The organism is Mucilaginibacter sp. KACC 22773, from assembly GCF_028736215.1.
Lineage (GTDB): Bacteria > Bacteroidota > Bacteroidia > Sphingobacteriales > Sphingobacteriaceae > Mucilaginibacter.
The window spans coordinates 1365975-1391553 of the sequence record NZ_CP117883.1 but is presented as its reverse complement, the minus strand read 5'-3'; the positions used below and the strand labels follow the sequence as shown (position 1 = coordinate 1391553).

Genomic DNA, 25579 nt, shown 5'->3' with positions numbered 1-25579 from the left:
TTAACTACTGATTTTGATGATTAACCCAATAACGGCAGCTATACCAATAATATAAGGTTCCTGTATTTTTTTGATATAAATAAGTGCAACTACGGTAGCTAAAGCAATCAGCGCTGTAGGGATATCAACAATTGACCGTAACCCGATAATAATTACCGACCCTACCAGGGCGCCTATTACCGATGCGGTGATGCCCTCTACAAATGCTTTGATGCTGATATTTTTGGCGATCTTTTTAAAAGATGGCGCTAAAGCGACAGTGAATAAATAACAAGGCAAAAAAGTAGCTAACGCGGCCACACATGCTCCCGGAAAACCGGCAACAAGATAACCGATAAACCCAACCGTGATAACCACGGGTCCCGGCGTGATCATAGCTACGGCAACCGCATCTACAAATTGATTTTCTGTTAGCCAGCCAAACTCCTTTACCACACCGCCATGCAAAAACGGCACAATGGCCAGGCCGCTGCCAAATACAAACGCACCCGCTTTTGCAAAAAACCAGGCAATCTCCTGCAAAGTCTTTCCGTCATATTTCCAGAAACCGGTACTTATCAATATTCCGGCCGGCAGTACCGCCGGCTTTTTGACCCACCGGGGCGGCGCTTTGATAACCATATACATGATGCCGCAACCCAGGAACAATAATATTTCTTCTCTTTCGGTAATAATCGTAATTACAACACCGGCTATATAAAAAAGCCACAACAGCCATTTGGATTTCATGGCAGCCGGTTCAAACTTGCTGATAGATTTAACAGTTAGTTTATAGGCGCTCATGGCGATGATACCAATAACCGCTGCACCTACTCCATAAAATACTGCCTGCATCCAGGTTAAGCCGCCATAAAGCTTGTATGCCATGCCTAACAGCACCACCATGATAAAGGAAGGCAGTACAAAAGCCAGGCCTGTAAGCGTTGCACCGATAAGGCCATAGTGAACAAAGCCTATATAGATACCCAACTGAGCCGCTAAAGGCCCGGGAGCCAGCTGCGCTAAAGCCAATCCTTCTTTATATTCTTCGGCCGTTAGCCAGTCTTTTTGCTCAACAAGGTCGCGTTGCATATACCCTACCAAAGCTACCGGGCCGCCAAAACCCCAGGTGCCCAGTTTTAAAAAGTATTTTGTAATATCCAGCAATGAATAAGCCGGTTGTTGTTTGGTTAATTGCTCTTCCATGGGTATTTCTCCTCGTTGTGCATATTTGCCAGGCTACAATATTTGCCTTTTTAGCTAATGCTTTACCTGCACCGTTGTGCCTTCTTTCAGTTCCTCATTGGCCTGTGCCACCAGCTGGTCGCCAGGCATCAAATCGCCGGCTATCTCGGTCTTTTCCTTGCCGGTAAAACCGGTCTTTACATCTACCCATTGGGTTTTTCCGTTTACCACCCTGATCACAAACTTGCGTTCCTGGGTAGATACCACTGCTTTAAATGGCACCAGGAAGCCCTCTTTGGGACGGCTGACCGGCAATACGATTTGGGCGAACATGCCGGGTTTAAGTAAACCGTTTGCATTTGGAAAGGTAAGCTCCCAGGTTTCACTTCGCGTTTGCGGGTCAATGGCATCTGATTTTCGTGCCAGTTTGGCTTTAAACACCTGGCCGGGATTGGCCGATACCGTAAAACTTGCTTCATTATCTTTTAGCGTGGTGGAATTATATGCCTCCGGCACGGCCACATCAACCCTTAACGACGAATTATCCTCAACACGGAACAGCAACGTTTTACCGGTATTATCTACAAAATCTCCTTTAAATATGTTCCTGGCTGTAACCACACCGTTAAAAGGCGACCGGATCACCAGGTAATCTTCTATCGCTTTATTGGCCTGGGTAGCCGAACGGGAAGCCTGGTAAACAGCACTATCTGTCCGCATTTGGTTGTGTGCAATTTCCAGTTCGTTATCGGCAACAGCGCCGGGCGTTTGCGCAGCCTTTAACAACCTTAAATAAGTTGATTTGCTGGATTCATATTTTGACTTTGTGCCCATGCTGTTACTTTGGCTTTGCGCCTGTGCCGCTTTTAATTCGGGAGCATCAAGGACGCATAAAACCTGGCCTTTAGTAACTTTTGAGCCGATATCAACCTTTACTTCCTTCACATAGCCCGGTGTACGGGCATAAATATTGGCGCGATCGAAGGGGATAATTTCACCGGTGAGGTTCAGTTTGTTGGCAATGGGTTCTGGTTTCAGGGTTAACAGTTTAACCACCGGCTTTTCCGGCAAGCCCTGGGGGGCTGCTTTTTCGGCCTGGTTGCCACCACAGGCCGCCAAAAGGCAAACAGGGACTAAGAATATATAATTGATAGCTTTCATGATTGATTTTCGGTTAGGGGTTGATATTTGCTTTGCGGATCATCCGGATCTAAAGAGATAACAGGCACCGGCCGGTTACCTATGGAGAACTGGTACATTAACGGCAAAATAACCAGGCTGGAGAAGATGGAAAAGATAAGGCCGCCTATTACAGCTGTACCTAAGGGCGATGTTTGGTCGCCCCCCTCGCCTAAGCCTAAGGCCATTGGCACCATTCCGGCAATCATCGCTAAGCTGGTCATCAGGATAGGTCTTATCCGGTCTTTAATTCCCTGCAAATAGGGCTCCTGTAATTTTTCACTTCTATATTTTTCTGCCTGCGTCACAAACAGGATGGCATTGGCCACGGCCACACCTACAGCCATGATACAGCCCATATAGGATTGTATATTCAGTGTTTTACCGCAGATCCATAGCAACAGCAGGCTCCCAGCTAATATGCCCGGTATAACCGAGATAATGACCAGCGATAACCTGAACGACTGGAAGTTTACTGCTAACAAAAGGAAAATTACCACGATAGCCAGCAAAATACCATTCTGCAACTCCTGAAAAGTTTGTAAAAAAACTTCGGCCTGGCCCGGCTGCTGTATTTTCATGCCTTCGGGCAGTTTGCCGGTTTCACTGATAATCTTATCGATATCGTTAATGGCCGAACCCAGCGCTTTGCCCTGCAAATTGGCAGTTATGGTAATAAAGCGTTTTTGGTTTAAGCGGTCAAATTCGCCTTCGGTATTGCCCATTTTCCAGGTTGCTACATCGCGCATGTAAACCTGTTTGCCATTATTGGAGCTCAACAAAATATTATCCACCTGCGCTGGGTCGTTCATCACCAGCTCCGGTATCTGCACCTGTACCTGGTAAGCTGTTCCGGCTGTTTTATCTACCCAATAATTGGGCTGCGTAAAACGGCTGGATGAAGTTGCTGCAGCCAGCGATTTCCCGGCATCCTCAACAGTTAAGCCTAACTGACCCAGCTTTACCCGGTCAAATTCAATTTTCATGGCCGGGTAACCTTGCGGGGCGCTATAAGCCACATCGCGCAGGTAAGGCAGGGTTTTCAAACGCTCAACAATCTTTTTTCCAAACTGGCGGTCCTGTGCCAGGCTTTTACCTAAAACCTGTACCTGTATAGGGGTGCCCGTTCCCTGGCTCATCACCTGGCCCACCAAATCTGCCGGCTCAAAAGAAATATGCGCCCCGGGCATTTGCACACTTACCGCCTGGCGTACCTTTTCCCTGAAATCATCTATTTTGATGCCCGAACCTGAGATAAATTTAACTTTTAACAGGGCCTCCTCGGGCCCACTCGTCCACAAGTGGATAACGCTCACCGGGTAACTTGAACCCACTAAACCAACATAGGCAGATGATATCGCAATTTTATTGCCACCCGACAGGCTATCAACCAGGTGCAGCAGTTGTTTTGTTTTTGCTTCTGTCCGTTCAATACGTGTTCCTTCGGGCAACCTTAGCCTTACCTGGAACTGCCCGGCATCAACTTTCGGAAATAATTCTTTACCAACTGTTAAAAAAAGCAACGCCACCAGGCCAAATGAAAGGACCAGGTAAACGGGTATTAGTATGTTTCTGCCGGGCGAAAGCCGCAGGATCAGCCTTCCATGTCGTTCTTTAAAACGGGCCATGCGCTTGCCTTCTTTTGCGGTTTCGGCCGGCTGGTCTTTAAACAACCAATTGGCAACAACCGGCACAAATGATTGTGACAACAGGAAAGAAGCTATCATGGCAAAACCAACAGCCAGCGAAAGCGGCAGGAACATGGCTTTAGGAATACCCGACATAAAGAAAGCCGGGAAGAATACCGCCAGGATACAAAGAAGGATTAACAATTTAGGCAAGGCAATTTCTTTACAGGCTTCTAAAATGGCGCGCCCCTTCAGCTCGCCTTTTTCCTGGTGATGGTGGATGTTTTCTATTGTTACGGTGGCTTCATCTACCAAAATACCTATGGCCAGTGCCAGGCCGCCAAGAGTCATAATGTTGATGGATTGCCCAAAAAGTTTGAGGCAGATAACCGCCGAAAGCAAGGCCAGCGGGATAGTTAAAACCACGATGAGCGAACCGCGCCAGTCGCGCAAAAATAGCAGTACCATAAGGCCGGTAAGTAAAGCGCCTAAAATGCCCTCGGTCATTAAGCTTTTTAATGAATTGATAACATAGCCCGATTGATCAAACTCATAACTTACTTTGATATCTGGCGGAATGGCGGCCTGCATATCGGGCAAGGCTGCTTTCACCTTTTGTACCACATCCCAGGTGGAGGCATCGGCCCTTTTGGTAACAGGGATATAAACAGAACGTTTGCCGTTAATTAACGCATAACCTGCTGTAATATCGGCTCCATTATCCACCTGCGCCAGGTCATGTACGTAAATGGCCGGACCGCTGCCCGTTTTTACGGGGATGTTGCCCAAATCCTGTATATTATCTACAACCGTATTTTGGGGGGCAATGAGCATCTGATCGCCCACACGAAGGTTACCCGCCGGGAGGATGGTGTTCCCTTTGGCAATGGCCGTTACCAGTTCCTCGGGACTGACACCATAACTACGCAATTTATTCGGATCTGCTTTAATCAATACCGAACGTTGATTACCGCCAAACGGCGGCGGCGCCGAAACACCGGGCAGGGTGGAAAACATGGGTCGTACCTTAAATAAAGCCAGATCTGATACCTCGCCTAATGACCTGGTAGGGCTGCTGAAAACCAGCTGGCCGACCGCCACGCTTCCCCCGTCAAAGCGGGTTACAAATGGCGATACCGTGCCGGGAGGCATAAATGCCCGCGCGCGGTTTACCATTGATACAACCTCGCCGGTGGCCTGCCCCATATCGGTGCCCTCGTAAAAATTCAATTTTAATAAAGTAACCCCCTGGATGGTTTTGCTTTCTACAGATTTAATGCCGGTTACATACAAAAAGTGGTACTCATAATAGGAGGTTACAAACCCTTCAATCTGTTCGGCTGATAGCCCGCCGTAAGTTTGCGCCACATAAATAGTGGGGGTACCCAGCTTCGGGAAAATATCTACCGGCATGGTACGTATAGATACCACCGCGAAAAAAACGATGGCAATAACGGCTACAACAATGGTGACCGGTTTTCTTAATGAGGCGTATAAAAACTGGATAATGTTCATTTGCCGTATTGATTTAAAAACAGGTTGAGGTTGCCACTGTAAGCCGCTTCACTTAATAATGCCCGCCATGTACTGTAATAGGCGATGCTGACTGTAGCTGCCGACTGAAATAATAATTGCTGTGCCTGGATCACATCGTAATAATTAATAAGGCCCGACTTATATCTTGATTGAATACCCTTGTAGGTATACTCGGCGGAGTGTAATTGCTGCGGTGCAAGCTGCGCCGATTGCAGCGCCCTTTTAAAATTGGATGCTGCAATTTCTTTTTGGGTATTAAGGTGTAATTCGGTTTGCAAAAGTTGCTCACGGCTTGATGCGGTGATAAGTTCCTGTTGTTTCCATACGGGCTCGTGCCTGAAAACTTCCAGTATCGGAAAAGCAATTTGTGCCCCCACACCATAATTATAACGCTGAAAGCGCCAGCCGTCGCCGGAGTTTACCGAACCATCTGCGGCAATGCCCGATCCCCGACCGTAACCGGTGCTCCATAAGGTTAATTTGGGCAGGATACTTCGCTTTAATGATTTTAACGCCAGTTCATTGGCATTTAGGTTGGCCTGTCCCAATTGCACTTCGGGGTGGCTGGTTGTTATAGTATCGCTTAAAGCAATTACGGGGAGAGTTTTAAAAAGTGAAGTATCAACCACTAGGCCGGCTGGTAGCGTACCACCTACCAGTTCCTTAAGCGCTATCAACGTGGAATCCTGTTGCCTTTCAAAAGTAATTAATTGCATTTGGGCCCGTGTATACTCCGATTGAAAGGACGAAGAGTCGGTTCCGGGCCGCAAACCGCTTATTACCAGGGTTTGGGCCTGTTTTAAATTAAAAGCTGCTCTATCAATATTTGACCGGTAAACTTTAATCAACTCGCTAACCAGCAAATAATTTAACCAGGCGCCAATTACATTTACCTGGTGCTGAAACAGGGTTAAGTTCTCGTCTGCCTGCCCGTATTTCAATCTGCCCTTAGCCAGGTCAACTTCGGCACGGCGCTGACCAAAAGTAATGGGTTCCCATTGCAGGTTAAGTGCGGCCGCGCTGCCCGGCACGCCGCTATAATCATTACCCTTGCTTGGCGGACCGCTGATAGGTGTAATAAACTGCGGATAAACCATGCCGGTTATATTATTGGCGGTTGCATAATCTACCTGGTACGATGCGTTAAGCAACGGAATAATGCCATTCTGCTTATACTTCACAGCATATTGTAAAGATTGTGTTTGCAATCTCTTGGCTTTTATCAAGGGATAATTAGCTGTTGCGGTATGCAGCAGGGAATCAAGATAGGGCTTACTTTGCTGCCCCAAAGTTTGCCTGGGGAATAAAAAACAAAGAAGCACACCTGCAAGCACGCTGATTTTTGGAAGGGCGGGTAAGTCGGGATATTTCATAGCTGGAAATCCAGTGCTGTATATGTAAGCGCAATACTATGGCAATTTACTATTTTAAAATAGAACAGATTTTACCGAATAGAATCTGCTTTACTTTTTTACCACGTTTTTTTTGTACTCAGACGCCCTCATCCCCATTTGTTTTTTGAAAATCCGGTTAAAATGGCTTTGGTCCGAAAATCCGGTGAGGTAAGCAATCTCCGTTAAAGAGTAGTCGGTGGTTTCCATCAGGTTTATTGATTTTTCGATGCGCATTTTACGGATATAGTCGCCGAAGGATAAATTTTCGAAGTACCTTGAAAACTCCCGCGACAGGTAGGCCGGGTTAATCTTTAGTTCTTCCGACACCTGTTGCAAGCTTAAGCTCATATTGGTATCAATTTGGTCCTGAATCATCTCCTTAATCTCTTTTGCCCATACCGGTGCTTTTTTTGATCCCTGCTGCTTCAGGTATTTATTAAAAACCTCCAGTAAAAGGAATTCTACAGGCTCCTGTATATGTTTTTGCTCGTACAGATATTTGGCCCAGGTGTATAAGCCGTCATATACTTTTATACCCAGTTCCAGCAGTTCGTGGTCATCAGGGATATTTTTTGATAACCCTAAAAAAATGGCCGACAAACCCGATGCCTGAGGGGCGAAATCATGTCTATCCGTATCGGCCCCCCGAACAATGGCAGCTATGCGGTCGAGCGCGATATCCTTGAGCTGATGCTTTTTTATAAAATAATCAAAGGTACACTGGTCGTCGTAGTGCGTGTACTCCACACCCGGAAGGTCAAAGGGAATAGCATTCAAGGCTGCGGCCTGCGAAATCACCTGGTCTACCGGTACATAAATAATCTCAGCCTCGGAATCGATAAAGCGTTTGATTAGCCAGGGACAGGCAATACGGTCTATCTTCGGATGTTCGCGGGTAATCCATTTCATTTCGTTACCAAAGTTAGAAATCTAATCCTTTTTATGGCAACGAATTCCTTGGCAGCTGTCCATAGGTAATCGTAACAAATTTGTTCAAGTCAACAGAGATAGGCTAAGAAAGCGGGTAACGTTTATTCCCGAAATTTGTAAAGTAAAAAAGCCACTAATGTTTGATCAGTTAATAGACTCCAGTGTCATGGTGCCCATTAGCTTGCCATTTTTACTATAGGTTTCCGACTTTACAAAACGCCCCAGTTTTGGCGCGAACCACTCGATTACTTTCATCCTGAAAGGTATACTGATCCCCATCATCTTCATCGTGGTTGTAGCATCGTACGTTATTTTAAAGCAATCAAAACTACCGCCCCCCGTGGTTACTGTTTCGGTTGCTTCTACTTTACGGTTAACAATGTCCATTTGCATCTCCCCTTTTGCCGCGCCGCCATTATTCAGGCTGATAGTTACCGATCCATCATCAAGCGTTTGCCCGGCTTTAATATCGGCAGGGTAACTAAGGTACCTGGCTTCGCCATTCACCTGCATGTCCCCGTATTGTTTCATAGAGGCGGCCGGGATAAACGATTTCATATCAATCTTAATCGCGTCCCCACTGCAAATCATCTCCGAATCGCCGGTGCCCATAACCTTGCCATTATGGTCGCTGATAACGGCATGTACCGCCACGGTCGACGCGTCTTTTTTGGTGCTGGTATAAACAGCGGTCATTTGTGGCTGTCCCTTGGCATCGTGGTTAATATAACTGAGTTTTTTGCCGTTGACGTTGTTAACAAACTGGTTACAACTTTGGGCGTTAACTGCATGCCCGCCAATAGCAGCGCATAGCAGCAGGATGATCAATTTTTTCATAACGTTTACAGATGATTAAACCGGGAGTAAATATCCTGCCTAAAGCACAGATATACAATCGTATAAATACGTCATCATGATGCGGCAGTTACGTAATCTGAAATGTTAAAAACGAGGGATATTTTAAAACAAGGGGTAAGTTCGGATTTTACAATACAATTCGGCCCCCAAAAACCTAACATGGTAACTGTATAATGCTTATTGACAAGTAGCCGTGAAAGTACATGTTAATAAGCGGGCCTGCAAAATCATGGTTTAAATGATTTCCCGGCATCAATTCCTTATTGGGCTTTTGACATACAATTATGGGAGCATTTAGTTGGGTCAAAATAAAAAAATGACAAACCACCCGCATTCCCCTTTGTTGTAACAGTAAGCCGGATATTCCGGCAGATCAAAAATCAAGAGGAGGAAGCATCATGACACTTGTAAAGTTTAATGACGGCAAAAGCAATATGCTGCGCCCGGGGTTCGACGACATTTTTGAATCTATCATGAACGACACTTTTTTATCCGACCGTATGGTGTCGCGCGTGCCGGCGGTTAACATTTCAGAAACGGATGGCTATTACCATATTGAACTGGCCGCGCCGGGGCTAAGCAAAGAAGATTTTAAAGTAAGCCTTGACCGCGACGTACTCACCATTTCGGCCGAAAAACAAAGCGGGCAACCGGCTAACGACAAAAAGTACAACAAATGCGAATATAATTATACCTCATTTGTACGCTCATTTACACTGCCCGATTCTGTGGATAACGAGGGTATCAATGCGGAATACACCGACGGCTTACTGAAGGTTAATGTGGCCAAAAAAGAAGAAACCAGGACGGCCAGCCGCCAGATAGAGATTAAATAAGCCACAACTGCGGCAATTGTTAACAGGCGCCGTACCAGGCGCCTTTATTTTTTTAGTTATGTTGGCCAGTATAGATCAAAGCAAGCAAAATGATGCCGGGCAACCGGCACCCGAGCTTAAAACGGAAGGTCCGCTTGCCGAAAAAGATCAGCAGGGACAAGCGGCAGAGCGTGCCAGGAAACTCGCGCAGGAAGCGCTGGCAAAATGGCGGCGTTTGCAGGAAAAAATTCAACATCCATTTAAAAAATAAAGTCATGTGGTATTATCAATATTACTGGGGAATGAACTGGATTTGGTGGATAGTTTGGGGCCTGATAGTCATTTGGATATTTGCCCTGCCTATTGGCATACCCGGGCAGCGGTATCAGCGGGAAAGACCGCTGGATATCCTAAAAAAACGTTTTGCCAGGGGCGAGATTGACCAAAAAGAATACCGGGAAAGAAAAGCGGAACTGGAAAAGTAAATAGTTTTTATAGTTTTTAACCAAAAAATTGCCGGGCCGGGGATTGGCCCCGGGGTTGTTATTCCTTGCCCGGCAAGTGATGCATGTACAGTTGTTTATAAGGAATGTCCAATATCGGGTAATGAAGGAAAAAACTTCGGTGTTGGGCATTCAAAATTCAATGTTCAATATTATTTATCTTTCTGCTTTTTTTAACTTAATGATATTAAGCCCGATGGGGCAATGTGATGAATCAATAGCTGTTTTCTGCCTCGTTACCGTAGTGCCTGTAAAATTCATTTTCATTGGTTTCGGGCAGCGGCACCGAGGGGTCGTATTCAGGACTGTTCTTTACGGCGTTAACCGTGATATCTACATAAACCGCGTCTTCTTCCCATTTTACATGGGTGATCCATTTGGGTGATACCAGCACCTTTTTTCCCGGAAACCAATGACCGGTATCCACTACCAGGAAATGGATGCGCCAACTTTGATCGTCAACAATAAAATCTTCCACATCGCCAATTTCGCCGTTAGTGGCATGAATGCGGTAACCTGTAACTTCGCGGGTGCTGCGCAGATGTGGGTTGACGTGCTTATCGCCGGTTGTTGTTGCCAAAATGCTTTCTTCAAACGGTACCCGGGACTCCATCATGCCCGACATACCCATGCCCCCATAAAATCCTGCTCCGGCGGAACCCATGTATGGCCAGCCGTAGTGACTATACAGGTCGATTTCCTGCTGCCGGGAAACTGTTCTTTCCGTATCAATATCAGGGCTGTGTTCAATTTGCTTTTTGGTTAGGTTCACCGGGAAAACTTTATTTTCCCAATCGGGCGTTTTTAATGCAGCAGGCGAAATCAGCACCCTGCGGCCAAACAGCCAACCCCCCGTTTTAACAATCAGGTAACGTATAGTCCAGGTTTCATCGTCAAAATAAAACTCTTCCAGTTTTCCAAATTCACCATCGGTTGCCCCCATACTGAAGCCAGCCAAACTTTTTACATTCCGTTTCATGATTTTTTCGGTTTATCGCAGCATCTGCTTCTTAATTACCCACAAAAATCATGCTGAAAAGCGGAATATCTGCGGGATAATCCATTGTTAAGTCAACAGTCTTTAGCCGGAAGTCTCAAGTCATATTTTGCTTGTCTTTTATTTAGAAGCTGTTTAAAAACAGCCTCATGGAACTTAAGACTTTCGACTCAAGACTAACCCTCACCTAATCATTACAGGACACTTTTACAGATACTGTACACCACTTGCCGAAGTAAAACTCCTGTCGTCTGCCGAAGGCCCATATATTGATGGCACCTCAATATCGTTCAGGCGCATATAAACTGTTAGTTGCCCGCGGTGGTGCACCATATGGTTAATCGTCGATTCTACCTGCTCTTTTTTGGATGACCGGAGCAATTCCCGGCCACCTGTTTTAAGATAAAAGGTTTCTGCCAATTCACCTTCGCCGACATTTAACAGGGTTGCTTTAGCCCCTGCCACGTTTTGTTTAAAATAATTTACCAGGCCTTGCGTATCATCCGGTTTAAAATGCTGAAAGGTAGCAAAGTCGATCTCGGAATGTTTGATGATATGTGTAATCCATAAGGGTATCTCGGCCACAAGCAACGCCAGGTAACCCATTTCCATAGATCTTTCATGCGGTTTCCAGCCAAACAGCCGGAGTGGGATCCGCTCCAGGCATTTGAGACTGGCCGGCGATTCGGCCTCCAGTTCCCTGGCAAATTCACTTGCAAACAATGTGTCGTTCATGAGCTTGAATTTTATTGATGACCAATAACTCAAAAACAAGTGTGTTTTAAAAAAGTTTAACCCAGGTTTCGTTTTTTCAATTTGGTTGAAATTTTTCCCTGTCAATTAAAAAAAATGCAAACCAATAAAAATGAGCTTTGTTCTATAAGTATTGTATAGGGACCTGTTAATTAATTTCACCACATAACACCTTTATAAATCGAAAGCCAAGGCATAGTGTTTAATCCTTGTGCATCTCATTTTCGGCTTCTATATAATACCATACTGACGATAGCGGGCCCAGGGTCCCGCTGTTTAAAATATTGAATTATGGAAACTAATAAAATCAAACAAATTCAGGAGTTCGGCCAAAGCATTTGGCTGGATTTGCTGGACAGGGGGCTCATCCGCTCGGGCAGGTTAAAAAAAATGATTGAAGAAGACGGCCTGCGGGGCATGACCTCGAACCCGGCCATTTTTGAAAAAGCCATTAGCGGTAGCGCTGATTACGACGAGCAGATCAGGGAACTGGCAGAAAAGTACCAAAACAACGAGGCCATTTTTTATGAGCTGGCAATTACAGATATCCGGGAGGCGGCCGACCTGTTCGAACCCGTTTTCAGAACCGGGCATGACGGTTTTGTCAGCCTGGAGGTTTCGCCACACCTGGCGCGGGATACCAGCAGGACCATAAGGCAGGCAACGGAACTTTGGCGAAAGACGGACCGGAAAAACGTAATGATCAAAATACCCGCCACCGCCGAAGGTTTACCCGCCATCCGCAGGGCTATCTGCGAGGGGATTAATATCAATATCACGCTGCTGTTTGGGCTGGATCGCTATGAAGCCGTTACCGACGCTTACCTGTCGGGACTGGAAGACCGTTTGGCCGATGGCCAGCCAATTGACCAAATTGCTTCGGTAGCCAGCTTTTTCCTAAGCCGCATTGATGTACTGGTAGACCCTATGCTGGAAAAAAAGGGCTATCCCGAATTAAGGGGTGAAATAGCGATTGCCTGCGCCAAACAGGCTTACCAGATATATAAAAGGGTTTTCGGCAGCGACCGCTTTAAAAAATTGCAGGAAAACGGCGCCCACCCGCAACGCGTGTTATGGGCCAGCACCGGCGCCAAAGATCCATCTTTCGCGGATACCAAGTATATAGAGGCCCTTATTGGCCCCGAAACCGTGAATACCGTGCCACTGGAAACGCTGGACGCCTACCGCGATCATGGGCAGCCGGAAAGCAGGTTGGAACAGGGCACAGACGAAGCTGTGCAGGCGCTGGCCCGCCTGAAAAAGATAGGGATCAATATTGATGAGGTTACCGCACAATTGGAAACCGAGGCAATCGAAAAGTTTAACAAGCCATATGACCAGTTATTGCAGGCTATCGAAGAGAAAAAAGCACGGTCCCGGGCCAGGTCTTACGCTCTTTAAAGCTCGTAAGGGAAAAACTATTCAGTAGCAAGTTTAGTAAGATATGGCTATTTAAGTTATTAACAGGATGCATGGACGGGCATTCGACAGTTTAGCGCTTTACCCGGTGGTTGCTAATTTAATACAGCAAAAATTAAAAAAGCACCATCGGGGAAAGCACAATTTATGCTTAACTTTATTTACCTTTTTGCTGGCTACTTATACGTTTGTTCCGGTTTCTATCTTTTCATCTAAAAATTAAAAGTTTATGGAAACAATTATGGTACAAGAAGCGGATGCCGCTACCCTGGATGTGGTAGCCACTGCTTTACAAATGGAAGGCTACCGGGTTTGCAGCCTGGACGATACGAACGAAAATGCGTTGGAAATGATCAGGCGCCATCACCCCAAACTGGTTTTACTTGACTGTTGGCTCAGCCACAATTCGGCGGGGCAGGTTAGCCAGTGGATAAAAGCGCATTTCCCACACCTGCCGGTAATCGCTTTTAGCTGTGATAACCAAATTGAAGCAAAATACCGGCAATTTGGCTTTGATGATTATATCCAAAAGCCGTTTGAGCTGCATAAACTATACCAGGTAATCAGAAAATATTTACCCCAACGCCATAAGCGCCGGGAAACTACCGACCACGCTTAACCCGTCAGCATAAAGCAACCGGTTAGGTGGCCGGCTTATTTATAGTTTGATTTTTTGATCAGCCGCTGTAAGTCTTTAACCCATATTTTACGGCCATCAGTTTCTACGATGCCTTCTGCTTTAAACTCCTTTAATAAGCGAATTACGTTTTCTTGTGCAATGCCCGCCATATTAGCCAGATCGAGCCTGGTGATATTTAAAACAATATTTTTTTCATCGGCACCTTCTACTTTATATTTCTCCCGGAGCACGATAAGGGCTATGGCCAGCCGTTCTGAGGCTGTGCGCTGCGCGATTACCGAAATACTGTTGGTTAATACTGTAAATTCATGGCTTAACGCCTTGAGCAGCCGCCAGGTAAAAGCCGGTGACCTGTGTAAAATGCTGATAAAATCTTCCTTGGGTATAAAACTTATCAGGCTATCTTCAATAGCCGCCGCCGAGTCTGGGTACCGTTCATCAGACAGCACTGCGTGGTAACCGAATAACTCGCCCTGGTTGGCTACATAAAAGATTTGTTCTTTCGCGGTATTATCAACCTTGTATTTTTTGACTTTGCCCCTTTTAATTAAAAATATGCCCGAGGGTACGGTACCTTCCCTGAAAATCACGTCGCCTTTCTGGTAATGCTGATCGCTGTGGTGCGCAAGTAAATCTGCATGGTCGGCTTCGGAAAGCACATGAAGCGTTGATTGCGTGGTAAAATTCCACCTGTCGATTGGAAAAATTCCGGATAGGCTCATATGCTAAGGTACGGATTTTTTAAAAACTGATAAATATCAGTTCCTGCGTTGATCTGGTACGGAAAACCGGGTTACCTAAGCATTTAAATTTACCGGCAATGGAAGCTTACCCTTTTTTCCCTTTCTTCCCGTCGGCAGATGACGTCAACAAAGGCCTGGTAAAACAAAAAAAAATTAATCCGAATGCGGGCTTGTTCAGTAATGATGCCGCATTTGACTGGCTGTACCCTGAACATTTTCAGCTGCTATCGCCGAAACATTGGACACCATTGGCCATTGCGCATACCGCTGCCAATTTTTTGGCCGAGCCTGGCGCCCGGGTACTGGATATAGGCAGTGGCGCCGGTAAATTTTGCCTGGCTGCAGCCTACCATTTTCCCGAAACCTATTTTTATGGCGTTGAACAACGGCACGAGCTGATATGCCTGTCTGAAGAAGCCAAAGGATATACCAAATTGACCAATGTAAATTTCATCTATGCCAATATTACCCAGGTGAATTTTAGGGAGTTTGATCATTTTTATTTCTATAATTCCTTTTATGAAAATATCGATTCCGAAAACAAAATAGATGATAGCCTGGAATTATCGCAAAGCCTTTATGCCTACTATAACCAGTACCTGTGCGCCGAACTGGATAAAAAGCCATTGGGAACAAGGCTGGTTACCTTTCATAGCCTGGAGCAGGAAATACCATCCGGCTTCAGGCTGGCAGATATAGCCTGCAATGGCCTGATGAAAATGTGGATTAAAGCCTGACCCGATGGAAACTCCAATTTTTACCCCCGTTTTTAAAAATTTTTATCCTTCCAAAAATAAAAGAATGCTTAATGAGCTATTAAACCCATCCCTGTTTTACCATGACAGTGCTTTTGACGAGTTGTATCCCGAACATATCCGGAAGCTGTCGCAAATGCACTGGACACCCGTGGAGATTGCCAAAATAGCGGGCAATTTCCTGGCCATTCCTAATACCAGGGTTTTGGATATCGGCAGCGGCGTTGGCAAATTTTGTATCACCGCCGGTTTTTTCCATCCCGAAACAACGTTCTCGGGTATTGAACAGCGGCGCGAACTATACAATTTTGCCGAGGCAGCCAAAGCCGGGATAGATTTGCCCAATGTAACTTTTACACACGGGAACCTGACTGAACTGGAATTTAACAACTACGATCATTTTTATTTCTACAACCCATTCTACGAAAATATTGAACCCGATAGCCGCATAGATTATGCTGTTGAAACTTCCTTTGAACTGTATGACCAGTATAGCAGGCTGGTTTACCAAATGCTGGCCGAAAAGCCTTCAAAAACGCGGCTGGTTACCTTTCATACCCCCGGCGGCCAGGTTCCGCCTGGTTATCAGCTGGTAAACAATTCCTACAGCAGGCTATTAAAAATGTGGATTAAAGAATAAGCCGATGTTTAAGCCCAAACTCATAGATACCCTAAAGCATTACCGGAAAGAACAATTCTTTAAAGATTTGATTGCCGGGACCATTGTGGGCATTGTGGCCCTGCCTTTGGCTATAGCGTTTGCCATCGCCTCCGGCGTATCGCCCGAGAAGGGAATTTTCACAGCCATTATCGCCGGGCTAATCATTTCGGCACTGGGTGGAAGCCGGGTACAGATAGGCGGGCCAACAGGGGCTTTTATCGTGGTAGTTTATGGCATTGTACAGCAATTTGGCATCAACGGACTAATCATCGCCACTTTTATGGCCGGTGTATTGTTAATTGTTATGGGTGTTACCAAATTAGGCAATGCCATCAAATATGTCCCCTACCCCTTAATTACCGGCTTCACTACGGGCATAGCGCTCATTATTTTTTCCTCGGAGGTTAAGGATTTCCTGGGACTGCATATGGGCAGCGTTCCCGCCGATTTTATCAGCAAATGGCTGGCTTTTGGCCAGCATATTTCTTCGGTCAATCCATACGCGGCCGGTATCGGGGTGGTTACCCTGGGCCTGGTTTTGCTTTGGCCCAGGGTAACACACAGGGTGCCTGGTTCGCTGATTGCCATCCTGGTTACCACCTTTGCCGTAAGTTTTTTTCATTTACCTGTCGAAACCATCGGCAGCCGTTTTGGCGCTATACCGTCATCCCTGCCCCGGCCGGTAATTCCCGGTGTCAGTTTCGCTACCATTCAGCAATTAATAAGGCCGGCCATTACCATTGCATTGCTGGGCAGCATCGAATCCTTGTTATCGGCAGTAGTGGCCGATGGCATGACCGGCGGAAACCACCGATCCAATACAGAATTGATTGCCCAGGGGCTGGCCAATATTTGTTCATCGCTGTTTGGGGGGATACCTGCCACCGGGGCTATAGCACGGACGGCCACTAATATAAAAAACGGCGGCAGAACGCCGGTGGCCGGGATTGTTCATGCACTCACTTTGTTAATTATTATGCTGTTTGCGGGCAAATGGGCTGCCTTGATCCCGATGCCGACATTGGCCGGAATATTGGTTGTGGTTGCCTGGAATATGAGCGAGCTGGAGAGTTTCAAATCGGTACTTAAGGGCTCCAAAAGCGATGCCGTAGTTTTAATTACCACTTTTGCGCTAACTGTATTGGTTGACCTGACAGTGGCAATCGAAATCGGCATGATCCTGGCCGCGTTCCTGTTTATGCGGAAAATGATGCAGGCCAGTTCTGTACAACAAGCGGATGTTTTGCCAGGCGAGTTATTTAATCAGGATGATATGCCTGAAGGCCTGGATGTTTTTGAGATTAACGGCCCTTTATTTTTTGGCGCGGCTTATAAGTTTAAGGATGCAATGAAGGTTATTGAAAACCCGGCCCGTGTGCTGATCATCCGGATGCGGAACGTGCCGGTTATTGATGCTACCGGCATCAGGGTGTTGCACGAAGTACATGCAACAACAAAAAACAACGGAACAAAACTGGTTTTAGCCGAGGTTGCCAGCGGACAGGTTATGAATGAGCTGAAAAAAGCGCGTTTATTATTTCAAATTGGTAAGGGAAACGTTAAAGATACTTTTGAAAACGCATTAAAGCGCGCCAACAGTATTTTGGAAGCCGGTTAAAATCAGCAATAAGGGCCGACCTGTGTTTGCTAAGATTGTAAAACCTATCGGGTATAAAGGCACGCTAAAACAAAAACTGTTATTATTTCCTTAGGCCAGCGGCAGCGTAAAATAAAACGTAGAGCCTTTGCCGCTTTCGCTTTCTGCCCATATTTTGCCATCATGCCTTTTAATAATTTCGGCGCTTAGATACAGGCCGATGCCGAAACCGGAAATATGACGTAAATCGCGATTTTCAACGCGATAGTACCTGTCAAATACCCGGTCAATTTCTGATGCTTTAATGCCTATCCCTTCATCTTTTACACTCACAACCACCATTTTTCCTTCAGTTTGGCATCGAATGTCAATTAATTTTCCCCGGGGCGAATACTTTACCGCATTGCTGATGAGGTTGGAGATAACAGAACTGATTTTATCGCGATCAGCATTCACCGTGATATCGTTACATTCATTGAGGCTAAAAATATGACTGCTCACGGTGAGTTTAGTTTCTTCCAGGGTTTCGCGCAGTAGTTCATCAAGCCTGAAAGGTTCTTTTTCGATAAGCAGTTGCCCCGATTCCAGCCGCGAAATATTCAGAAAACTATTGATCATACTGGTCATCTTTTTAACCTGGCGGCTGGCGTTTTCCATGGCGCCGGATAAAAATTCGTCCTCGCTGTTCCTGAGCTTAGTGGTGCCCATTTGGATGATAGCACTAAGCGAGGTGAGCGGTGTTTTAAGTTCATGGCTAACCATCCCGATAAAATCATTCTTCCGCTGCTCTTCCTGTTTTTTTTCGGTAATATCCCGGGCTATTTTAGATAAACCAATAATATTGCCCTGCGCATCTTTAATGGGAGAAATTGTTAATGAAATATCCAGTAAGCGCCCGTCTTTGGTTAGGCGTTTGGTTTCAAAATGATCTACCCGCTCTCCTTTTTTTAAACGGGCCAGTATTTGAGGCTCTTCATCCTGGCGGTCAGAAGGGATAATCTTATAAATTGTCTGGCCTATCATCTCGTCTTCCGTATAGCCAAATATCCGTTCGGCTGCTGCATTCCAACTGGTTATCACGCTTTCCAGTGTTTTGCCAACGATAGCATCGTCAGATGATTGGACGATTGCGGCCAGCTTCGCGCTTTTTTCTTCGGCCTGCTTAATGCCGGTAATATCAAGGGTAATGATCAGGCCGGCATCTACTTCGTTTCGTTCGTTTTTTAACGGTACAAAATGTACAATATAAAATTCGCCGTCCTCAGTTTTCCATTCAATCGAAAACTGGTCGCCGTTTATCACCCTTTCATATAGGTGGCGGGAGGCTTCATAGCGTTCGGGCGAAACCTCCGAGGGATGCCTGCCTTCATATTTCTGCCGGTCAAAACCCATCTTTTCCATGATATCGCCCTCAATGGTTATATACCGGTGGTTCCTGTCAATCACCATAATCAGCGACCCGGGAATATTCAGGGCAATTGACCGGAACAATTTCTCGCTCCGCTGAAGGTTGGCCTGGGTTTCAATCAACGCGTCATTGGTGGCCGCCAGCTCTTCATTAGCCGCGGCAAGTTCTTCATTGGCGGCAGCAAATTCTTCGTTGGTAGCGGCCAGTTCTTCATTCAGTCCGTGCGCGGTATTCTCCAGCAGCCATACAGCTAAGCTGGTAACACTACCTTTGCTGTTTTTTATTGGAGAGTAAACAAAACTAACCATTACCATTTCTTTCTCACCGTCATGTAACTGCAGCATCTCCCTTTCCCTGGCGGTATATGGGCGACCTTCCTGGACGGCTTTATTAAGGATCATTTCATCCTGATCAAGCCTGTCCAAAGGAAATATTTCCCGGTAATGCTTCCCCAAAACCGCCTCTTCCGGCTTACCGGTCAATTTCAAAAAATGAGCATTAGCCATTTCGACCACCAGGGTGGCTGCATCCACTATGCAAATACCTACCGGCGCATTTCGCAATATATAGGATAAATTGTATTCGTTGATGATTTGCATAAAGTCACAACATTTTCCTCAAAAATAAAGATAAGTGAATATCAGTTAGATTATTCTTAAATAATTTGCCAATCCGTTAACTAATAACAAATTCTGAATACCTGACGATATTTTACCGCCAACGTGGCCGGTTTAGATAATATCATCGCATTTTTTGCATTCGGAGTTCTTTTTGTTTTTGCTGCCTGACACCCGGAATGGCTGTAACATTAATCAGTAAGCGAAAGCATAAAAACCAACAGCCCCAAAAGCTTATTAATTTTGCTGGGCAGGTAACCAAACTTCTTTTTAAATGCCGTTGTAAAATGATGGGCATTTTTATACCCCACCTCAAAAGCCACTTCCCTTACCGGCTTTCCATCTTTTAAAAGCAATTTCGCTTTGTCCATCCGTAAATCATATAAATAGCCAAAAACCGTTGTCCCAAAAACTTCTCTAAAACCTTTTTTTAGTTTAAAATCGTTAAAGCCTACCTTGTGCGCCAGTTCAATAAGCGAACAGGGGTTTAACAAATTTTCCTCCACTATGGTTTTGGCCTGGTTAATGCGCTCCAGGTCGTGCATTTTCAAAAATGAATTGGCCGGTTGTTCCGCTAAGGCAGCTACCTGTTCCAATTCAAGGAAAAGTAACTCCAATGCCTTCGCTTCAAAATAAATGTGATGGTTCCCCTTTTTTTCAATATTAGCCATTATACCCTGAATAGCCTGGCTCATTTGCAGCGTGGTTGGCCTGTTTACCTGCAGCAACTCCAGCTGTTCGGGGCTCAATGCACCCGGTAAACTTTTTTTCAAACTATCTCCAAGGAAACAGACCACAAACAGCAATAAATGGCCCTGAAGGCGGGTCTTAAATTTTAACTGGCCGGGCGAAAAAAGGCTATTGTGTTCTCCTTCACTAAATGGGAAGCCCGCTAAACCTGGTTGTGTTGGCCCTGATAAGGTAAAGCTCATCATCAGGCATAAGGTATCAATCTCCACCGTGACCGGGGATATTTTATCACCTTCGAAATCGATTACAAAGAAACAGATATCAGGCAGTTTTACCGTGATGATGCTTACACGGCCCCAGTTCCCGGTTTGATTAAACGCGGCTTTATCCCTTAAAACATCATCAAAATGGTAAACATCATCATCCAATAAAGCAGAAGTAATTCTGATCATTATTAATCCGTATCGCGTTTATTAAAATCCCGCTGGCGTTATCATACTGTTAGTAAATCGCTCAAATTTGCATCATTATTTTTAATTAGTCTAAATAAATGCAAATAAAATATATCCTTTGCGCTTTTGCCACGTCATTTACATTACATATGGCCTATGCGCAAAAGCGGGATACTTTAAAAAAGGATACAACAAATATTAAGCAGCTGAAAGAAGTGGTGGTTACCGGAACCCGCACCCAGAAAAGCCTGCAACAGGTGCCAATACCAATTACCCGCATCACAGCCGACGAAATAAAGAAAAAAGGCCTGGTACGGCTGAACGAGATTTTGGCCGAGCAAACCGGGATGACCATTTTAGATGACCCGCACGGACAAGGCATACAGATTCAGGGCTTTGACCCTGCCTATACCATGATTTTGATAGACGGGCTACCTTTAATTGGCCGCAATACGGGTATCCTGGAGCTTTCCAGGATCACCATTAATAATATCGACCGGATTGAGATTGTAAAAGGCCCAACATCTTCCCTGTACGGCAGCGAAGCGATGGCCGGGGTTGTAAATATCATTACTGCCGATCCGGTAAAGGGAATATCGGGCGGGGCGGCAGCCAGGTACGGTACCAATAATACCGCAGATATTAGCTTAAATTCGGCCTATAAAAATGACCGGTTCTACATTTCGGGCTTTGCCAACCGTTACAGCAGCGGCGGTTATACATTGCAGCCTTCATCAGGCCTGCCAACTGTTTCCCCCTTCGCAGGCTATACGCTTAATGGTAAAACATCCTACAGAATAGACGGTAGGACAACAATCAAACTTTCGGTAAGGTATTATACTAATGATCAGGACAGCAGGTATCTTGTAGAAAACCGGTATGCAGCCGGAACGGGTACCGAAAAAGATTTTAATATAGCCCCGGTAATTACGCACCATTTCACCGATAAACTGCTTTCTACCTTGCAGCTTTACCGCTCAACCTATAAAACCAAATCGGACGTAAGGTATGAGGATGACCAATCAGTATACGACCAGACCTATTTTAACCAGGCCTTTAACCGTGCCGAACTGCAAAATGATTATGCTTTAAAGGATAACCTGAAACTAACCGGCGGTGCAGGTGGTCAGTATGAAACGGTTGAGGCTACACGCTACACCAAACTACAATCGTTCACATCCGGCTACAGCTACTTCCAGGCCGACTGGCTGCCGGTAAAAAAACTGGATATTATTGCCGGTGGCAGGTATGATGTGCACAGCGTTTATAAATCGCAGTTAAGCCCCAAACTGGCGGCAAGCTATGCACTTAGTCCAAAATTTACAGTATTAGGGTCGGTTGGTAAAGGTTATAAGGCCCCCGACTTTCGGCAGCTTTATTTAAACTTTACTAATGCCGAGGTTGGCTACAGTGTTTTTGGTTACGAAGAAGCAAGTGCAGGCATAGAGCGCTTACAGCAGGCCGGGCAAATTGAAACCATATTGATAGATCCCACTACGCTGAAAAGGTTAAATGCCGAAAGTTCCACCGCTTTTAATTTAGGTTACCGGTACAAACCAACAGGCAAACTCTATTGGACAGCCAACCTTTTCCGCAACAACATCACCAACCTCATCGAAACAGCGGCCATAGCTATAAAAACCAATGGTCAATCTGTTTTCTCTTACTTCAACCTCAATAAAGTTTACACGCAGGGTGCTGAAACCGATCTGAGCTACCAGGTATTTAAGTCGCTACAGTTGGCAGGCGGCTTTCAATACCTGGAAGCATATGACCAGGAAGTGCTGGACCAGATAGTCGCGGGTAAGGTTTTTACCAAAGATCCCGAAACCAATCTTACTAAAGTTATTAAAAGAAGCGACTACGGCGGGTTGCTCGGCCGGTCAAAATACACGTACAATATCCGTGTAAACTACCAGGAAAATAAAACAGGCATCAACGCCTCCATAAGGGCCATCTATCGCGGCAGGTACGGCTATAAGGATACCGATGGAAATGGCATTGTAAACCGCGATGATGAATATACAAAAGGATACGTACTGATTAACGCATCGCTATCAAAGCCTTTCCTGAGCGATGCCATCAGGGTACAGCTTACCGCGCAAAACCTGCTGAACTATAAAGACACCCAGGTTGTCCTTAACCTGCCGGGCAGGCTCATTTACGCCGGGGTAGCCTACAATTTCAATAAAAAATAACACACAAATCAAATAACAATTCAAACAATAAAACACATGAACAAATTTGCAACTTTATTATTGGCATTAAGCAGCGCTATCATTTTACTAACATCATCGTGCAGTAAAAACGGCGATGACGTTACTCCGGCAGTAAGTAAACTCACCACAAAAACAGTTACCGATCTTGACGGTTCAACTGCCACCGTTTATTACAGCCTTTCAACCGGCGCGCAAATTACCGGCGCCGATACAGCCACAACCAAATGGGATATTAAATTTAAGGGGACAAGCATATTTATAAACGGCGGCACATCGGGCGCCGGAACTACCCAGGCCCAAATAGTAAGCAGCACCTTTGAAACTTTGGCTACCGCGCCAACCGCCGGTTATAAAACAGATGCAGCGGGCGCACCTGCCATATCGGGATGGTACACCTACACGGCCACCACCGAGCCACAGCACGCCATCCTTACTGTGCCAGGGAAGATCATCGTGATTAAAACATCGGCGGGCAACTATGCCAAGGTTGAAATGATAAGTTATTACAAGGGTAACCCAAACACAACAACTGCCGAATTTGCCAACCTGGCCACCAGGCCGGCATCGCGCTATTATACCTTCCGTTTTGCTTACCAGGGCGATGGCACAACCAGTTTACAATAGGTATTGAATAACCTGATTAAAAAACAAATAAAACACTTCAAATCATCATGAAAAAACAAATATGTTTAACATTTGGCCTGCTGATACTGGCTACAGCCGGCCTTTACGCGCAATCAAAAATGGAGCAGGACCGCGCGGCCATCCGTTCGCTCGGCGGTTTTTATAAAGTAACCTTTGACTATGCGGAAACTTTTGCGTCCGATACCGCTTACAAAAACCATCCTAAATATCATTCATCCGGTTATGAGTGGGCTGTGGTTGAGGATGAATCGCCAAAAAAAATTGTGATCCAGCATATCCTGGTTACCGGCGATACTTCTGTAATTAAGCATTGGCGGGAGGATTGGGTTTATGAAGAAAGCACCCTGGTAACGTTCGACAAGGATAATACCTGGAAAAAAGTGAACTTAAAACCAGCCGAAGTAAAAGGCCGCTGGGTGCAAAAAGTATTCCAGGTAGATGACAGCCCACGCTATGAAAGTATAGGCACATGGGTACATGCTGATAGCAGGCATGAGTGGCACAGCGAATGTGATGCGCCCCTGCCCCGCCGGGAGTTTACCAAGCGCAACGATTATAACGTACTCAGGAGGGGAAACCGGATTTACCTGACAGCCAACGGCTGGATGTTTGAGCAGGATAACCAAAAAATTATCCGCTCGGTCACCGAAGATAAATTACTGGTACGAGAAAAGGGCTACGAAGAATTTACCAAAGCGGATGAAAGTAAATTTAATTATGCTAAAGGCTGGTGGAAAACCCGGAAACCTTATTGGACATCAGTCCGGCAGGTTTGGGACCAGGTTTATGCGCAGCATGCACAGGTAAAACTAAAAGGAAAAACTGATGGAAAGCTCCTGTATGAAAGGCTGTTTGATCTGGCCGACCAGTCGGCAAAAGAAAAATGGGATACCGCCAAAAATAAATTGGAAATCAGCAAGGTGATCGAAAATTATTTAGCGGCAATTTAAGAAACAAAGCCCTGGGCTTACCGCCAGATTTATCCGGAAAATGCGGTAAGGCAGGCACTAATTTTTCAAATTCGGCAGCATAAACATCAGCTATTCCTTACCAAAAGCAGGCATCGGGGGTTCATGATTAAGCCCCCGATGGCATGCACCAATATTTAACCGGGAACTTTATCCCACCATTTTAACGGGAATTTTATTTCGTCGACTGAACTTGCAACCATATCCGGCTTAAATGCATAATGCGCAAGCCTGTCTTTAGTAGATATCCCCGACAAAACCAGGATTGTTTTGTAACCCATTTGCACGCCCCCCTGTATATCGGTTTCCATCGTATCGCCTATTACAGTGGTTTCGGCTGTTTCCAACCCCAGGAATTTACGTGCAGAGCGCATCATTACCGGGCTTGGCTTGCCTGTAACAAAAGCTTTCCGGCCGGTTGCCTCTTCAATCATGGCGGTAGTTGCCGCAATCCCTAAATTGTTCCATCCTGGTTTTTTGGGAGAGGGGTCGCGGTTGGTGGTAATAAATTTGGCTCCCGCCAAAATCATATCTACCGCACGCTGAACCATCTCCAGCGTAAAATTGCGGCCCTCGCCCAAAACCACAAACTCCGGATCGGTATTTACCAGTGTAATGCCATTTTCATGCAAACTGCTCAATAAACCTCCTTCGCCCAAAACGTAGGCTGTTCCGTTAGGGCTCTGATCGCCCAAAAACTTCCCGGTAGCCATAGCACTGGTATAAACATGCTTGTCCTGAACCTCAATTCCCAAACCTTTCAATTTACGCACAACTTCCAGGCTTGTCCGCTGACTGTTGTTGGTCATAAAAGCAAAAGGTATATCGCTGTCAATTAAATATTTGATAAATTTATCCGCCCCGTATATCAGTTCCTCGCCGCTATAGATAACACCATCCATATCGATTAAAAGTCCTTGTTTCATATTATGTTTTTTAAATTATAAGTTGTAAGAAGACCGGCTTCTACACATCCAAATGTACGACATTAATAACAAAATGAATATT

The 25579-nt window shown here is 45.5% G+C and carries 23 protein-coding genes; 11 read left to right on the top strand and 12 right to left on the bottom strand.

Features of this window, described 5'->3' with window-relative positions; genetic code table 11:
• The 6 genes from PQ469_RS06175 to PQ469_RS06150 form a co-directional block, all read right to left on the bottom strand.
• Window positions 1-1185, bottom strand: coding sequence for a chromate transporter (locus PQ469_RS06175; protein ID WP_274212148.1), 1185 nt, complete (start codon window positions 1183-1185; stop codon window positions 1-3).
• A 54-nt stretch (window positions 1186-1239) separates the two neighbouring features.
• Window positions 1240-2325 carry an efflux RND transporter periplasmic adaptor subunit gene (locus PQ469_RS06170; RefSeq protein ID WP_274212147.1) on the bottom strand — a complete coding sequence of 362 codons (1086 nt, stop codon included), beginning with the start codon at window positions 2323-2325 and terminating at the stop codon, window positions 1240-1242.
• Entirely contained in the window at window positions 2322-5486 is a 3165-nt protein-coding gene (locus PQ469_RS06165; protein WP_274212146.1) for an efflux RND transporter permease subunit, read from the bottom strand. Before PQ469_RS06165 ends, PQ469_RS06170 begins: the two co-directional genes overlap by 4 nt.
• The gene (locus PQ469_RS06160) at window positions 5483-6880 is read right to left on the bottom strand and encodes a TolC family protein (RefSeq protein ID WP_274212145.1); all 1398 of its coding nucleotides are present in this window, start codon (window positions 6878-6880) and stop codon (window positions 5483-5485) included. Before PQ469_RS06160 ends, PQ469_RS06165 begins: the two co-directional genes overlap by 4 nt.
• A gap of 90 nt (window positions 6881-6970) precedes the next feature.
• Window positions 6971-7810, bottom strand: a complete 840-nt coding sequence (locus PQ469_RS06155; RefSeq protein ID WP_274212144.1) for a chromate resistance protein ChrB domain-containing protein — start codon at window positions 7808-7810, stop codon at window positions 6971-6973.
• A gap of 165 nt (window positions 7811-7975) precedes the next feature.
• Window positions 7976-8668, bottom strand: coding sequence for a TapB family protein (locus PQ469_RS06150; RefSeq protein ID WP_274212143.1), 693 nt, complete (start codon window positions 8666-8668; stop codon window positions 7976-7978).
• A 419-nt stretch (window positions 8669-9087) separates the two neighbouring features.
• Between PQ469_RS06150 and PQ469_RS06145 the strand changes: the two genes are divergently transcribed.
• The 3 genes from PQ469_RS06145 to PQ469_RS06135 are packed head-to-tail and all read left to right on the top strand — an operon-like array spanning window position 9088 to window position 9989.
• Entirely contained in the window at window positions 9088-9525 is a 438-nt protein-coding gene (locus tag PQ469_RS06145; protein ID WP_274212142.1) for an Hsp20/alpha crystallin family protein, read from the top strand.
• Window positions 9526-9583: 58 nt separating this feature from the next.
• Entirely contained in the window at window positions 9584-9775 is a 192-nt protein-coding gene (locus PQ469_RS06140; protein ID WP_143065473.1) for a hypothetical protein, read from the top strand.
• A 4-nt stretch (window positions 9776-9779) separates the two neighbouring features.
• Window positions 9780-9989: an SHOCT domain-containing protein gene (locus PQ469_RS06135; protein ID WP_090651198.1), complete on the top strand. Its 210-nt coding sequence runs from the start codon at window positions 9780-9782 to the stop codon at window positions 9987-9989.
• A 232-nt stretch (window positions 9990-10221) separates the two neighbouring features.
• Here PQ469_RS06135 and PQ469_RS06130 read toward each other — a convergent pair whose 3' ends face one another.
• A complete protein-coding gene (locus PQ469_RS06130; protein WP_090651199.1) occupies window positions 10222-10986 on the bottom strand; it encodes a PRC-barrel domain-containing protein in 765 nt (254 codons plus the stop codon).
• 225 nt (window positions 10987-11211) lie between these two features.
• Window positions 11212-11739, bottom strand: a complete 528-nt coding sequence (locus tag PQ469_RS06125) for a DinB family protein (RefSeq protein WP_274212141.1) — start codon at window positions 11737-11739, stop codon at window positions 11212-11214.
• A gap of 309 nt (window positions 11740-12048) precedes the next feature.
• On the opposite strand from PQ469_RS06125, the gene tal reads away from it, so the two are divergent.
• Complete coding sequence (gene tal / locus PQ469_RS06120) at window positions 12049-13158, top strand: transaldolase (protein ID WP_274212140.1); 1110 nt, start codon at window positions 12049-12051, stop codon at window positions 13156-13158.
• Between the two features lie 247 nt (window positions 13159-13405).
• Window positions 13406-13795 (top strand): response regulator, encoded by a 390-nt coding sequence (locus tag PQ469_RS06115; RefSeq protein ID WP_274212139.1) that lies wholly within the window; start codon window positions 13406-13408, stop codon window positions 13793-13795.
• Between the two features lie 35 nt (window positions 13796-13830).
• On the opposite strand, the gene PQ469_RS06110 is transcribed toward PQ469_RS06115, so the two are convergent.
• On the bottom strand, window positions 13831-14538 hold the full coding sequence (locus PQ469_RS06110) for a Crp/Fnr family transcriptional regulator (protein WP_274212138.1): 708 nt from the start codon (window positions 14536-14538) through the stop codon (window positions 13831-13833).
• A 98-nt stretch (window positions 14539-14636) separates the two neighbouring features.
• On the opposite strand from PQ469_RS06110, the gene PQ469_RS06105 reads away from it, so the two are divergent.
• The 3 genes from PQ469_RS06105 to PQ469_RS06095 are packed head-to-tail and all read left to right on the top strand — an operon-like array spanning window position 14637 to window position 17593.
• Window positions 14637-15296 carry a methyltransferase domain-containing protein gene (locus PQ469_RS06105; protein ID WP_274212137.1) on the top strand — a complete coding sequence of 220 codons (660 nt, stop codon included), beginning with the start codon at window positions 14637-14639 and terminating at the stop codon, window positions 15294-15296.
• 4 nt (window positions 15297-15300) lie between these two features.
• Entirely contained in the window at window positions 15301-15954 is a 654-nt protein-coding gene (locus PQ469_RS06100; RefSeq protein ID WP_274212136.1) for a class I SAM-dependent methyltransferase, read from the top strand.
• A gap of 4 nt (window positions 15955-15958) precedes the next feature.
• Complete coding sequence (locus PQ469_RS06095) at window positions 15959-17593, top strand: SulP family inorganic anion transporter (protein WP_274212135.1); 1635 nt, start codon at window positions 15959-15961, stop codon at window positions 17591-17593.
• A 90-nt stretch (window positions 17594-17683) separates the two neighbouring features.
• On the opposite strand, the gene PQ469_RS06090 is transcribed toward PQ469_RS06095, so the two are convergent.
• Window positions 17684-19579 (bottom strand): PAS domain-containing sensor histidine kinase, encoded by a 1896-nt coding sequence (locus PQ469_RS06090; RefSeq protein WP_274212134.1) that lies wholly within the window; start codon window positions 19577-19579, stop codon window positions 17684-17686.
• 209 nt (window positions 19580-19788) lie between these two features.
• Window positions 19789-20739: a helix-turn-helix transcriptional regulator gene (locus PQ469_RS06085; protein ID WP_274212133.1), complete on the bottom strand. Its 951-nt coding sequence runs from the start codon at window positions 20737-20739 to the stop codon at window positions 19789-19791.
• 98 nt (window positions 20740-20837) lie between these two features.
• Here PQ469_RS06085 and PQ469_RS06080 point away from each other — a divergent pair, with 98 nt between their 5' ends.
• The 3 genes from PQ469_RS06080 to PQ469_RS06070 are packed head-to-tail and all read left to right on the top strand — an operon-like array spanning window position 20838 to window position 24553.
• Window positions 20838-22937 carry a TonB-dependent receptor plug domain-containing protein gene (locus tag PQ469_RS06080; RefSeq protein WP_274212132.1) on the top strand — a complete coding sequence of 700 codons (2100 nt, stop codon included), beginning with the start codon at window positions 20838-20840 and terminating at the stop codon, window positions 22935-22937.
• Between the two features lie 36 nt (window positions 22938-22973).
• A complete protein-coding gene (locus tag PQ469_RS06075) occupies window positions 22974-23582 on the top strand; it encodes an HmuY family protein (RefSeq protein WP_274212131.1) in 609 nt (202 codons plus the stop codon).
• A gap of 47 nt (window positions 23583-23629) precedes the next feature.
• Window positions 23630-24553, top strand: coding sequence for a DUF6607 family protein (locus PQ469_RS06070; RefSeq protein WP_274212130.1), 924 nt, complete (start codon window positions 23630-23632; stop codon window positions 24551-24553).
• Between the two features lie 155 nt (window positions 24554-24708).
• Here PQ469_RS06070 and PQ469_RS06065 read toward each other — a convergent pair whose 3' ends face one another.
• Window positions 24709-25497, bottom strand: coding sequence for an HAD-IIA family hydrolase (locus PQ469_RS06065; protein ID WP_090651211.1), 789 nt, complete (start codon window positions 25495-25497; stop codon window positions 24709-24711).
• Window positions 25498-25579 lie beyond the last annotated feature (82 nt).